Source organism: Sulfuricurvum sp., assembly GCF_028712165.1.
Taxonomy (GTDB): Bacteria; Campylobacterota; Campylobacteria; order Campylobacterales; family Sulfurimonadaceae; genus Sulfuricurvum.
On sequence record NZ_JAQTQR010000029.1, the window covers coordinates 1 to 12044 of the forward strand.

General features: G+C 43.3%; 17 protein-coding genes and 1 pseudogene. 13 read left to right on the forward strand and 5 right to left on the reverse strand.

The features are described from left to right. The 5 genes and pseudogenes from PHP90_RS06700 to plsY all read right to left on the reverse strand — a co-directional run. Positions 1 to 245: pseudogene (locus PHP90_RS06700) on the reverse strand (sensor histidine kinase); the annotation flags it as partial. After that, a complete protein-coding gene (gene hsrA, locus PHP90_RS06705; protein WP_299927184.1) occupies positions 224 to 895 on the reverse strand; it encodes a homeostatic response regulator transcription factor HsrA in 672 nt (223 codons plus the stop codon). The pseudogene PHP90_RS06700 and the gene hsrA, both read right to left, overlap by 22 nt. Positions 896 to 1050: 155 nt before the next feature. Next, positions 1051 to 1692: an OmpA family protein gene (locus PHP90_RS06710; protein ID WP_299927187.1), complete on the reverse strand. Its 642-nt coding sequence runs from the start codon at positions 1690 to 1692 to the stop codon at positions 1051 to 1053. An 81-nt stretch (positions 1693 to 1773) separates the two neighbouring features. Continuing rightward, complete coding sequence (locus tag PHP90_RS06715; protein ID WP_299927191.1) at positions 1774 to 2100, reverse strand: dihydroneopterin aldolase; 327 nt, start codon at positions 2098 to 2100, stop codon at positions 1774 to 1776. Next, the gene (plsY, locus tag PHP90_RS06720; RefSeq protein WP_299927194.1) at positions 2097 to 2711 is read right to left on the reverse strand and encodes a glycerol-3-phosphate 1-O-acyltransferase PlsY; all 615 of its coding nucleotides are present in this window, start codon (positions 2709 to 2711) and stop codon (positions 2097 to 2099) included. Before plsY ends, PHP90_RS06715 begins: the two co-directional genes overlap by 4 nt. A 153-nt stretch (positions 2712 to 2864) precedes the next feature. Here plsY and nadA point away from each other — a divergent pair, with 153 nt between their 5' ends. The 13 genes from nadA (at position 2865) to soxA (ending at position 12035) form a co-directional block, all read left to right on the forward strand. Beyond that, the gene (nadA, locus tag PHP90_RS06725) at positions 2865 to 3857 is read left to right on the forward strand and encodes a quinolinate synthase NadA (RefSeq protein ID WP_299927196.1); all 993 of its coding nucleotides are present in this window, start codon (positions 2865 to 2867) and stop codon (positions 3855 to 3857) included. A 28-nt stretch (positions 3858 to 3885) separates the two neighbouring features. Continuing rightward, complete coding sequence (locus PHP90_RS06730) at positions 3886 to 4269, forward strand: hypothetical protein (RefSeq protein ID WP_299927199.1); 384 nt, start codon at positions 3886 to 3888, stop codon at positions 4267 to 4269. Positions 4270 to 4336: 67 nt separating this feature from the next. After that, the gene (locus PHP90_RS06735; protein ID WP_299927202.1) at positions 4337 to 4633 is read left to right on the forward strand and encodes a nucleotidyltransferase family protein; all 297 of its coding nucleotides are present in this window, start codon (positions 4337 to 4339) and stop codon (positions 4631 to 4633) included. After that, the gene (locus PHP90_RS06740; RefSeq protein ID WP_299927205.1) at positions 4630 to 4971 is read left to right on the forward strand and encodes a DUF86 domain-containing protein; all 342 of its coding nucleotides are present in this window, start codon (positions 4630 to 4632) and stop codon (positions 4969 to 4971) included. Before PHP90_RS06735 ends, PHP90_RS06740 begins: the two co-directional genes overlap by 4 nt. A gap of 18 nt (positions 4972 to 4989) precedes the next feature. Then, positions 4990 to 5805, forward strand: a complete 816-nt coding sequence (gene nadC, locus PHP90_RS06745) for a carboxylating nicotinate-nucleotide diphosphorylase (protein ID WP_299927208.1) — start codon at positions 4990 to 4992, stop codon at positions 5803 to 5805. A gap of 3 nt (positions 5806 to 5808) precedes the next feature. Then, the gene (gene flhB, locus PHP90_RS06750; RefSeq protein WP_299927211.1) at positions 5809 to 6876 is read left to right on the forward strand and encodes a flagellar biosynthesis protein FlhB; all 1068 of its coding nucleotides are present in this window, start codon (positions 5809 to 5811) and stop codon (positions 6874 to 6876) included. After that, a complete protein-coding gene (locus PHP90_RS06755) occupies positions 6876 to 8003 on the forward strand; it encodes a cache domain-containing protein (protein WP_299927214.1) in 1128 nt (375 codons plus the stop codon). The genes flhB and PHP90_RS06755 overlap by 1 nt, the downstream gene beginning before the upstream one ends. Continuing rightward, a complete protein-coding gene (locus tag PHP90_RS06760) occupies positions 8000 to 8653 on the forward strand; it encodes a response regulator transcription factor (protein ID WP_299927217.1) in 654 nt (217 codons plus the stop codon). Before PHP90_RS06755 ends, PHP90_RS06760 begins: the two co-directional genes overlap by 4 nt. Further along, on the forward strand, positions 8643 to 9809 hold the full coding sequence (locus PHP90_RS06765; protein ID WP_299927219.1) for a HAMP domain-containing sensor histidine kinase: 1167 nt from the start codon (positions 8643 to 8645) through the stop codon (positions 9807 to 9809). The genes PHP90_RS06760 and PHP90_RS06765 overlap by 11 nt, the downstream gene beginning before the upstream one ends. Positions 9810 to 9882: 73 nt before the next feature. Further along, on the forward strand, positions 9883 to 10401 hold the full coding sequence (gene soxX, locus PHP90_RS06770; protein WP_299927221.1) for a sulfur oxidation c-type cytochrome SoxX: 519 nt from the start codon (positions 9883 to 9885) through the stop codon (positions 10399 to 10401). A gap of 16 nt (positions 10402 to 10417) precedes the next feature. Further along, positions 10418 to 10891, forward strand: coding sequence for a thiosulfate oxidation carrier protein SoxY (soxY, locus tag PHP90_RS06775; RefSeq protein WP_299927223.1), 474 nt, complete (start codon positions 10418 to 10420; stop codon positions 10889 to 10891). 46 nt (positions 10892 to 10937) lie between these two features. Continuing rightward, positions 10938 to 11264: a thiosulfate oxidation carrier complex protein SoxZ gene (soxZ, locus tag PHP90_RS06780; RefSeq protein ID WP_299927225.1), complete on the forward strand. Its 327-nt coding sequence runs from the start codon at positions 10938 to 10940 to the stop codon at positions 11262 to 11264. Between the two features lie 3 nt (positions 11265 to 11267). After that, the gene (soxA, locus tag PHP90_RS06785) at positions 11268 to 12035 is read left to right on the forward strand and encodes a sulfur oxidation c-type cytochrome SoxA (RefSeq protein ID WP_299927228.1); all 768 of its coding nucleotides are present in this window, start codon (positions 11268 to 11270) and stop codon (positions 12033 to 12035) included. Positions 12036 to 12044 lie beyond the last annotated feature (9 nt).

Genomic DNA, 12044 nt, shown 5'->3' on the forward strand with positions numbered 1-12044 from the left:
GACTTGAGGGTTACTAATTCTACACTTAATCCCATCAGGGCGTCCGCATTATTTTGCTGGGAAGATAAAAGAGATTTATAGGCAGAGATATTTTCAGCGTAAGCGATTAATTCGGCTTGTTTCTCATCGTAAATGGATTGCTTGATAAACAGGTATAAAAAAGAGGAAAATAAAATAACCAATGCCGCCGAAGCGACAATGAGTTGGAAGAGAAAGCGTCGTCTTATACTTCTTTTGGAAAACAAAAGCGGTATCCACGGCGACGTACCGTCTCGATGGTTGTAATACCGAGAGGTTTATCCATTTTTTGACGGATTTGGTTGATCGCAACCTCGATAACGTTTGGCGTTACGAGTTCAGGTTCTTCCCAGATCGCATCAAGCAATTGTTCTTTTGAAACAATTTGGTCACGGTGACGTGCAAGGTGAGTCAATACTTCGAAAGGTTTCCCTTTGAGTTCGATCTCTTTTTCTTTATAGATGATTTTTTCCTCTTCAGGATTGATCGTCAAATCATCGATTTCGATGATATTGCTGCCGCCGAAACGCAAACGTGCTTCGACACGGGCAACTAGAACATCAAAATCGAACGGTTTACGGATGTAATCATCAGCACCGGCGCGAAGCGCTTCAATTTCACTTTCGTTGTCATCACGTGCAGAGAGAACGACGATTACGGTTTTAGGGGTGTTGGTTTTAATGTCAGGGATTATATCGATGCTGTTGCCATCCGGCAGCATCCAATCCATCAAGATCAAGTCATAGTTACGGATATCGAGATAGTACTCTCCGTCTTTCAAAGTCTCGACGACATCGCTTTGGTAACCGAACTCTTTTAGCCCTTCTGCGAGGGTTTTGTTGAGGGTTACTTCATCTTCAATGATCAGAATGCGCATTCACGCTCCTCGGTGCGAAATTTTGCGGAAATGATACCACAATTTTAGGAAAATTTAAACTATTTTTCAATTTATTTTAAATATTGGAATTTTTATAAACAAAAACGGTGCTTCTTGGAGAGAAATTTCCTCTCAAAATAAGAGAGAAAAAAGGGCTATTTTGCAGGATTCGGGATGATTTTAATCTCGACGCGACGGTTGGCCTCACGTCCGGAAGGGGTGTCATTGGTCGCGATCGGTTTGCTTTCACCGTATCCGACAGGGCTGAGACGTGTACTCTCTACCCCTCTGTTGATGAGAGCGGTTGTAACACTTTGGGCACGCTGCTCGGAGAGTTTGAGATTGTCCGCATCGCTTCCGACATTGTCGGTATGCCCTTGAATCTCAATTCTAGTCTCAGGATATTTGATCATAACATTGGCGATATCATCTAAAACCGGATTAAAGTTAGATTTGATTGCCGCTTTGCCCGTATCGAAAGTAATACCGCCCGGCATATTAAGATTGATCGTATCACCTTGGCGCTGTACCTGGACACCGCTTCCTTTGAGCTCTTTATTGAGTTCCTCTTGCTGTTTATCCATGTAATAGCCGATTCCCCCTCCTGCAGCTGCGCCGATGGCGCCGCCGATGAGGATACGTTTTGCACTGTGGTTACCGGTAGCCGCTCCGGCTGCAACACCCACAAGCCCTCCGATAAGTGCTCCGCTTTGTGTTTTGGAAAGACCGGTTTGGGTTTCCGCACATCCGATAAATAAGAGTCCTGCTGTGAAAAGTGATAAGACGTTACGTGTCATGGTTTTTCCTTTGTCTATTTAAGAGTTTTATAGAGGGGATTATATCGTGCAAACGTGAATCAATTGTTGACGAGGAGAGGTTTAAAACTGTGTTGCGTGTTGTACGCCGACACTGCAGTGAGGAAGGATTGTGGGTTTTCGAATACTCAATAAGAGCTCTTTAATCAAAGGAAATTGCTCTTTAAGCGTAGTACTCAGAACTTCGAGGGCGGTTTCGATAAGCTCAAACTGCTCTTTGTGCATTGTCATCTCAATCGCTTCCGCTACCTCAGCATAATTGATAAAAGCTCCATGTGAGTAGGGGTAGTCGATCGTGCAATCGATATACACTTTTTGAGGAGTAGTGCGTTCATGCTCGAGAATTCCGATGATGGTATCAAAGGTGAGATTCTCGATTAGAATTTTCATGCGACCCGTTTTTCTTCGCCTTGGAAAAGACGGATGAAATTCGGTATGTGTTTATAAAAGAGGATAAAGGCAATGAAAAGTACCGGTGCATGGAACATTTCAGGATAAAGGACAAATGATGCCACAACAAGGGCTAGAAGCCCGAGCATCGATGAAAGAGATGAAATACGGATCGTTTTGGCCGCGACTGCCCAAACTGCAAGAGCGATTACCGTAGGGATAGGTAACATGACGGCCATAACGCCCATACCGGTTGCAACCCCTTTGCCCCCCTCAAACCATAAATAAGGGCTGAAGCAGTGACCGATGACGGCGAGAACGGCAACCATCCACTGAACACTGTCATCCATTCCGTAATATTTTGCGGCGAGGACGACGGCGATCCCTTTGAGTGCATCGAGAGCAAGCGTTGCGGCACCGAGTTTTTTAGCCAATGAGGGATTGGTCTCTTTGACGACACGAAGAACATTGGTTGCACCGATACTTTGAGAACCGGATTCCTTGACGTTGACTCCGGCAAATACTTTTGCGAGAATCAGTCCGAAGGGGATACCTCCGAGCAGATAGGCGATCAGATAAAACTGTACGTTGTGATTAAATAAAAAATCCATTAGGTTCCTTTTTGGGATAAACAAGACGATATTATAATTCACCGATGGTTACAACTGCCTAAAAAAGTGCTTAAGAAAGTTTTGCCTTCAAGGAGTGGGGGATATGAGTTTGGTTATAATAACAGCTTTACCGAATAGAGAAGGAATACGGGTTTGAATACCGAAGAATTAAAACAAAAAATTATTGATCTTAAAAGCCGTCTTAGTGTCACCGTCGTGGCACACTTCTATCAACGCGACGAAGTGTTCGAGATGGGCGATATCACGGGCGATTCGCTTGAACTGGCTAAGCGTACGATGGCGGATGATAAAGAGTTCGTCGTATTTTGCGGTGTCGGATTTATGGGACAAAGCGTCAAAATTCTCAGTCCCCATAAACGGGTTGTTATGCCGAAAGTCGCCTGCTGTGCAATGGCAAAAATGATTGACGGGCTCTATTACGACCAGTCGATCCAAAAGCTCGAAGATGCGGGAATCAAAGCGGAAGATATCTTACCGATCACCTACATCAACTCCGATGCTGCCGTAAAAGCACGTGTCGGGAAAATGGGAGGGATGGTCTGTACCAGCTCAAATGCCAAAACGATTATCACCAATGCCCTCGCCGAGGGGAAAAAGATTTTGTTTGTCCCTGATCGCTGTTTGGGTCAAAATATCGCGAATATGATGGGACTCAAATCGTGCGTGATCGGAGACGGAACCGACCCAAAAGAGGCCGATATTATCTGTTATGACGGCTTTTGCTCCGTTCATCAGCTCTTCAGTGTCGATGACATCGAATTCTACCGCAACAAATATCCGGGGATTTTGATCGCCGTCCACCCTGAATGCGACCCTGCTATCTGTGATCGTGCCGATTTCGTCGGATCGACGTCCCAGCTGATCAAATACATCACCGAACTTCCCTCAGATCAAAAGGTGGCGGTCGGAACCGAGTTTAACATGGTCAACCGCCTTCGCCCGAGCAACACGTATATTCTCTCTTCGACAAAACCGGAATGTCCGACGATGAACGAGACGACGCTCGAAGATTTATACCTCACTCTCAAAGCGATTGAAGACGGTGCGCCGATTAACGAAATTTTTGTCGATGAAGATACGGCGTATTGGGCAAAAATCGCGTTAGAGAGGATGATGGCGCTTTAAATTTGTTAGGATTTGAAAAGGAGTATTAATGAAGTTATTTTTTACACTACTCTTTGGATTATTCAGTATTAGTGGATGTTCTGTTATAGAACCTCATATATCGAAAGAGTATAAAGTACATACTGGTTCCATTGAAGAAGGTTTTAAATGTGCTGAAAAAAGTATTGACTTAATCAGTAAAGAACAACCAAATTGGGAAAGTAAAGTCACTAAACGAGATAGCTTGAATAAAGTTTTTGAAACTGGTGATTTTGATGAATGGAATAGAATGTGGTTTCGCGTAAAAATACAATTTTATGATGATTCAATACAAATTGATGTTAAGGGTACTGGACCATATTTACATGATCTGGGTGTTGAACAAGCGTTAAACGGTTTTGCTCCATTAATTGTAAAGTGTTTAAAGGAATAGTTTTATAAGATTATTATTGTGGTAGTAATACATGCTACAATAAAATAAAACTTTTGAAAGGGTGGTTATGATGGATGAAAAAGAGCTGATTTTACAAAAACTCACCCTTTTAAAACCCGAAATAATGCAAAGCTATCACATTACGTCACTCGCCCTTTTTGGTTCATTTGCCCGAGGAGAGCAGAGTATATCGAGTGATGTCGATTTGCTCGTCGATTTCTCCAATACTCCTGATTTACTCCGATTTATCGAACTCGAAGAGAAGATAAAAGCGGTATTAGGACGAAATGTCGATTTGGTTCCCCGTAGAAAGCTTCGACCAGAGTTGTTTGCGCAGATTGAAAATGAGAAAATAGCGGTATGAAACGCAATTATGTCTTGTATATCGATGACATACTGCGAAGTATCGATAAGTGTGAACGATTTGTCGAAGGGTATGATTTTGAAGCTTTTAAAGCGGATGATAAAACAGTCAGTGCATGTGTCCGTGAAATCGAAGTAATCGGTGAAGCGGCGAAACAGATACCCGATGAGATTACAAAACACTATCTCAATATTCCGTGGTCTTTAATGGCAAAAATGAGAGATAAGATGATTCATTGGTATTTTGATATTGATGAAGAGATTGTTTGGAAAGTGATACAAGAGCAGTTTCCGACTCTTAAAACGGATATCGAAAAAATGAAAAAAGAGATGATATAAAAGAAGGATGAAATAAGGATGATCGAACAATTTATCCGTGAGGTATTGGCTGAAGATGTGGGGCGTGGCGATCTGTATGCGCGGGTTTCCGAAGCGGTACCGGCCAGTGCAAAAATCATTGCCAAAAGTGACGGTGTTTTGGCGGGTGAAGAGTATCTGCGTGCGCTGGCAGAACTCGAAAAGTTCAATATGGTATCGTATAAACGTGACGGCGAACGATTTGTGAAAGGGGACGTGGTGTTGAGTCTCAGCGGCGATTCGCATACCCTTCTTCGTATCGAGCGGACGCTGCTCAATATGCTGCTGCATGCCAGCTCGATTGCGACATTGACTCGCCGATATGTCGATCTGATCGCACCCTATGGAACCAAACTTCTCGATACACGAAAAACCCGTCCTCTTTTGCGCAATTTTGAAAAATACGCGAGCCGTATCGGCGGGGCAACGAATCATCGGATGGGATTGGACGATGCTCTGATGCTCAAAGATACCCATCTCAAAACGATAGATGATTTGGATGGGTTTATGGCGGAAGCGCGTAAAAATATTCCGTTTACTTCCAAAATCGAGATTGAAGCTGAAACCATAGAAATGGCAAAAAAAGCGATGGAGGTAGGTGCCGATATCGTGATGTGCGACAATATGACACCCGAGCAGCTTCGTGAAGTGGTGGAGTACAAATGGGAACACCACAGCAGCGTCTTGCTCGAAGCAAGCGGGAATATCACCCTGGAGACGATTGCGGAATATGCCAAAACGGGTGTGGATGCAATCAGTACCGGCTCGATGATCCATCAGGCCAACTGGATCGATATGTCAATGAAAATGGATTAATACGTGGCCGACGATCAAGAAAAGACCGAAGAACCCACCTCCAAGAAGATTGAAGACGCCCGAGCGGAAGGGAATGTCGCCAAAAGTCAGGATATCGTCGGGGTTCTCGTTTTATTCGTTGCCATTTTGGGCTTGATTATGATGTTTACGTTCATTGCGGAACGTATTCTCAACCTTTCGCGCTATTATTTTTCACTTATGGGACAGCCTCTAACGAGGGAGCTGATGTTTGATATGGCATTCGTCACATTTAAAGAGTTTTTAATTATAGCACTGCCTATCAGTATTATCGTTGCGGTTGCCGGAATTGTAGGGACGGTCGCTCAAATCGGATTTAATTTTACGACGAAACCGTTAATGCCGAATTTTTCCAAACTCGATCCGATCAAAGGGCTCGGTAATATGTTCACGCTCCAAAAAGGGTTGGAGTCGATTAAAATCACCCTCAAATCATTGACGGCGCTGGGGATCGGATTTCTCTTTTTTTGGTATTACATTCAAGAACTTCCGACGGTAGCGCTGTTTACTCTGCAAGATCAGATGGGATGGCTACGGGATAAAATGATTGTACTTGCCGCAGTCATGCTCATCATCATCGGCTTTTATGCACTCATCGATCTTTTCTTAACCCGAAAACAATATTTTGATAAACTCAAAATGTCAAAACAAGAGATCAAAGACGAATTTAAAAATATGGAAGGGGATCCGCATATCAAGGCTAAAATCCGCCAGATTCAGTTTCAGGCGGCACGTAAGCGGATGATGGCTTCTGTCCCCACAGCCGATGTGGTAATAACCAATCCGACCCACTATGCGGTTGCGATTATGTATGATGAGACGAAGCACAATGCTCCCGTTGTAGTGGCAAAAGGGGTAGATAACATCGCCATACAGATCAAAAAAATCGCACGTGAAAACGGGGTTCATATCGTCCAAAATCCTCCGCTTGCGCGATCGCTTTATAAAGAGGTAGAGATTGATCGGGCAATTCCGGATATGATGTTTGCTGCGGTTGCTGAGGTGTTGGCATACGTGTATAAGATGGGTAAAAAGAAGAAGGAGACGCCGTAATGGATCGCTGGGTCAAACTGTTTGCGAATAAAAAAACGATTGCTGCGGTGTTTTTGGTCATTATGATGATTTTGGGCATTGTTTTATGGCAGTTGGAGAAGAAAGTGACTTCACAAACGCTGGAACGCCTAAGCGATCAGCTCACGCTGGCACTCAATAATCAGCTCGAAAAAGAGCGCTCCGTCGCATTGCGTTACGCCCTTATTCTTTCTCAAAATACGGCACTCAGCGACGCATTGAAAAATGATGATGAGGATAAAGGATTCAAAATCCTTTCAGAGGGGATGGAGTCGATCAAAGTCAATACGGATGCGTTGATCCGTTCGCAGGTAATTACGTCGGATTACGTTATTTTCGCCCGCAGCTGGGATAACTCGTATGCGGGGATGCCTCTGGATTTTAATCGTCCCGATTTGCTTTATTTTCAAACGCACAGAAATCCACGTTCGGCAATCGAAGTGGGGCGCAAACTCGGGGTGAAAGCAACGGTTCCGATCTACTATCAAGATAAAATTAACGGATTTGTAGAGGTGGTATCCTTTTTCGAATCGACACAGGACTATTTCGATCGTCTGGGAATTAATCTCTATATTCTAATGGACAGCCGATTTTATGATACGGCCGTATTTATGCAGGAAAACCCCGGAATCGGAAAAAAATACATCTTGGCAAATGCGAAATATACGCAGAGTGATTTAAAACTTCTGAGTGGAATAGACTTTAATGTCTTTAAACACAACCGTGTCATTTTTAGCGGCGGGCGCTATCTCTTTTATGAACCGATGAAAAACGGTGAAGGGGAGACGATAGGTGCCTTTGTTTTCTCTCTTTCTCCGAAGCAGATTAAAACGTATGCCCATTCGGACGAAGAAGATATCTCATTTCTTATCCATCTTTCACGTAATGAGCTTTATGATGTCATGGTTAAAAAATCGCTTGACAATGCATTGTTCCAAAGTGTGTACGATAAAGATCTCCTCTATCTCAAAGATACGGTGGCTCCTGAAGATCGGGAACTGTTTTTACAAGAGGCACATGATCGGCTGAATGCCTACTCCAAAGAAGAGTTGATCGGGATTATGTTGGATTATAAAGTGAATAAAAAGATAAAAGGGGAGATTCGATGAGAGTATTATTGCTGGAAGATGAATACATGCTACGAGTCAGTATCACCGAATTTTTGGAAGACATGGGATATGAAGTGTCCGGATTCTCTAACGGGGAAAAAGCGTTTGATGCTATCTATGAAACCCATTTTGATCTCTATCTCCTCGATGTCAACGTTCCGGGGATGACCGGGTTCGAGCTGCTGCGGACGCTTCGCAAAGAGGGAAACAAAACTCCGGCTATTTTTCTCACCTCTATGGTAAATGTCAGTGATTTACAGGAGGGGTATAAATCGGGATGCTGCGACTATATCCGCAAGCCATTTGATCTGACCGAATTGCAGATACGGATTATGCATGCCCTCAAAAGCTATTATCACGATGGGGAAAACAAAATCGATTTCGGTTCAGATCTGATTTACGACACTGAAAATTTTACGTTGACCCATAACGGACAGAATATCGCTCTCAGTAAAACTGAAAAAGAGATTTTTACGGTTTTACTCAAACACACGAACCAAGTGGTATCGGTCGAGATGTTTCAGGATGAAATCTGGGGCGAATACGTCGATCCGGCAAACATACGGGTGCAGATCAATAATTTGCGTAAAAAGCTTCCGATAGAGATCATCCAAAATCGGCGCGGGCTGGGATACATCATTGAACGATAATTTCTACGCGCTTAAAAACGCTTTTTTTTATACGATGCTCGTTGCGGTATTGCTGTTGGCCCCGACATATCTGTATGTCACCTATATGAAATACGTGTATGAAATACAGTATGAGTTTAAGCTAAAGCATCAATCGCATCTGATTTTACGGACTATGGAAGAGTTTGATCCAAAAGAGACACAGCCTTTTGATTATCCGCGGTTTCGTTCGTTTCAGTCAGGATTGTATGATGAACATTTTAAGCCTGTTTTCAGTCTCATCAATAAGCCTCTGGAAGTGCAGGAAGTTGGATATCATGTCCAAAACGGATACGCCTACCTGGTTGAGGCGCTTCCGGAGGGACGATATTTTGATGCATCGTATCTGGTGGTAGGAGGGGAGCTGTCGTATGCACGAATTTATCAGGATGTCGTCGTCATTCTCCTCTCTATTGCGGCACTGATATTTGTCCTTTCTCTCTTTTTTCTGGATCGATTCGCCCTTCCGTTTCAACGCGTTAACAAGCGTCTCGATCAGTTTATCAAAGACTCGATGCATGAGATCAATACCCCTCTCTCGATTATCAATGTCAATATCGATCTCTATAACCGTTCCAATCCCACCAATAAATATCTGCAGCGGATCAAAGCGGCAACCAAAACGTTGGCAACCCTTTATAATGATATGGACTATTTGATTAAAAACGAGCGCTTGGCATTTGAATATGAGCGGATTGATTTGAGTCACTATCTGCAAGAGCGGATTGAGTATTTTTCGGAAGTTGCGGCATTAAAAAACATTACGATTCAGCCTCGTATTGAAGAGGGTGTTTTTATCGTATTTAATCCAACCCAGTTACAGCGTATTATTGACAATAACCTTTCTAATGCGATTAAGTACTCACATGAAGAGGGGATGATCACGGTCGTTTTGGAACATTTCGAGAATCGATGTACGATGAGTTTTCAAGACAACGGTGTCGGGATTGAAGACGTAAACCGTATCTTCGAACGTTATTACCGCGAAAACCGTGATAAGGGTGGATTCGGCATCGGATTGAATATCGTCAAATCAATTATCGATAAAGCGGGTATTGAGCTTAAAATCGACTCTGTCTACGGCAAAGGAAGTACGTTTAGCTACACTTTTTACCCTCCTCTTTCGATTGACGCATAATTTCCTCATTTTTTACATTAATTTTACACTCCTTCTTTACAATGCTAGGTGAACATTAGAACAAGGAGAGCCAATGCGAATAGCAATAATGCTTGGAATCGCCACCCTTTTGGGAGCGGCAGATTTATCGCAAGTGATCGAAAGCCCGGATGCGACGGCTATTTTGAAAAAAGATGCCCTTCCCGCACCAAAAGTGTATGCTATGCCAGAGGGGTGTATCAGTGAAGATCCTGCAGTCATTGCACGTGGGAAATATTTTTTCCATAATTTGAATGGAAAAGATGCTAAAGATCCTGCGCCGGAAGGGTTGGTCAAAATGCTCCCTAACGGGAAAGAGAAACAATTCGGGAATTGTGTCGCTTGTCACAATATCGAAGGGGCTAAAGGGTACGGAAATATCGGACCTGATTTGAGCAACTATAAAGGGTTGTTTATGGACAGCGGTGCGCGAAAAGCGGAGTTTGTTTATCAAAAGATTGCGGATGCACGTATCGATAATCCGGTTACCCACATGACGATCAACATGACCAATGGGTTGATGAATGAACGCGAAGTGTGTGATTTAACCTCTTATATCGTATCAAAAAAATAATTACCAAGGAGAAACTATGGAACGCAGATCATTTTTAAAAAGTTTTGGAGCAGTTGCCGCTGTTTGCAGTGTGGGATTGCCTCAAATTGCAAGTGCAGATGAAGCAAAAAAAGTCGTTGGACCAAATGAGATGAGTTATGACAATGCTGTCGCGGCGATTACAGGTGGAAAACCGGTAACTCCTTCGGCAAAAGTTGTTGTTTCGGCACCGGAAATCGCGGAAAACGGTGCGGTTGTACCAGTCAAAGTAACGGTTGAAAGTCCTATGACAAGTAAAGATTATGTCAAAGCTATTCATGTATTGGCATCTAAAAACTCTAATGTCCGATGTGCAAACATCTATCTTACTCCTGCTAACGGCGAAGCCTATTTCGGTACCCGTGTCAAACTTGGCGGAACACAAGATGTGGTTGCGATCGTAGAGATGAGCGACGGAACGTTCTTAAGTGCAAAGCAAAATGTCAAAGTAACCATCGGCGGATGCGGTTGATAGTACCTGTGTGACATAAATAACGAAAAATATAAGGAAAAATACTATGAAAACACTGATTAAAATCAAACCGAAAGAGTACAAAGTAGGTGAAGTTGTCAAAATTGACTTTATGGCGATGCACCCGATGGAAACCGGAATGCGTAAAAACAAAGATACGGGAGAGATTATCCCGGCGCAATACATCAACGAAGTAAACTTTATGTTTAACGATCAGTTGATTACGAAAATGGTCATTTGGGAATCATTATCGGTCAATCCGTTATTCTCGATCAGTTTCAAAGTACCGGGTGAGGGAACTCTTAAAGTAATTGCCAAAGATAACAAAGGGCAAAGTGTTGAGACGACTCAACAAATTACCCCTAAAGGATAAATAATGCGTAATCTGTCTATAAGTGCCGCATTGATTTGTCTCGCACTTTTGAGTAATGCCAATGCTGAAGAGAAAATGAGTATGAGCGATGCCGATAAGGCAATGTACGCTGAAATGCTTGAGAATAATCCGGCGGATATGGATGTTGCTGAGGGCGAACAATTGTTTAGCGGTATGACGACTCTGGATGCTTACAGCAAAATGCTAGGGGTTAAAGAGAAAGATCTGCCGGCTTATATTTCCGGGTTTCCCCGTTATGTTGATGCAGCCAAAAAAGTAGTGACACTCTCTCAAACAATACAAATGGCAGCAGCGGATGCAGGTAAAACGGTTCCGAAATTAGAGAGCAAAGAGATGCTCAAAATGACCGCGTATGTCAAATCATTGGCAAACGGCAAAAAAACATCGATCGATGTCAAAGCTAATGCGCAGATGAAAGAGATGATGAAGCTCGGACAAGAGGTGTTTGAAGAGCGCCGCGGCGGTCGCGGTCTCTCATGTAACAGCTGTCACAGTCCCGATATTATCGGACAGCGTCTTCGTATGCAGCCGCTTCCGGATTTGGGTGTTAATAGAGCGGCTGGAACATGGCCGGCATACCGTATGACAAAAAGTGAAACGACATTGCTAGACAAACGTTTCCAACAATGTATGGACAATGCGCTGTTAGCAAAAATCCCATTAGGCTCTCGTGAGATGGTAGGACTTGAAGTTTACGTTACCAATAAAACAAAAGGCAACGAGATTCAAATCCCGGGCTTGAAGCGCTAAGGGGGAGAG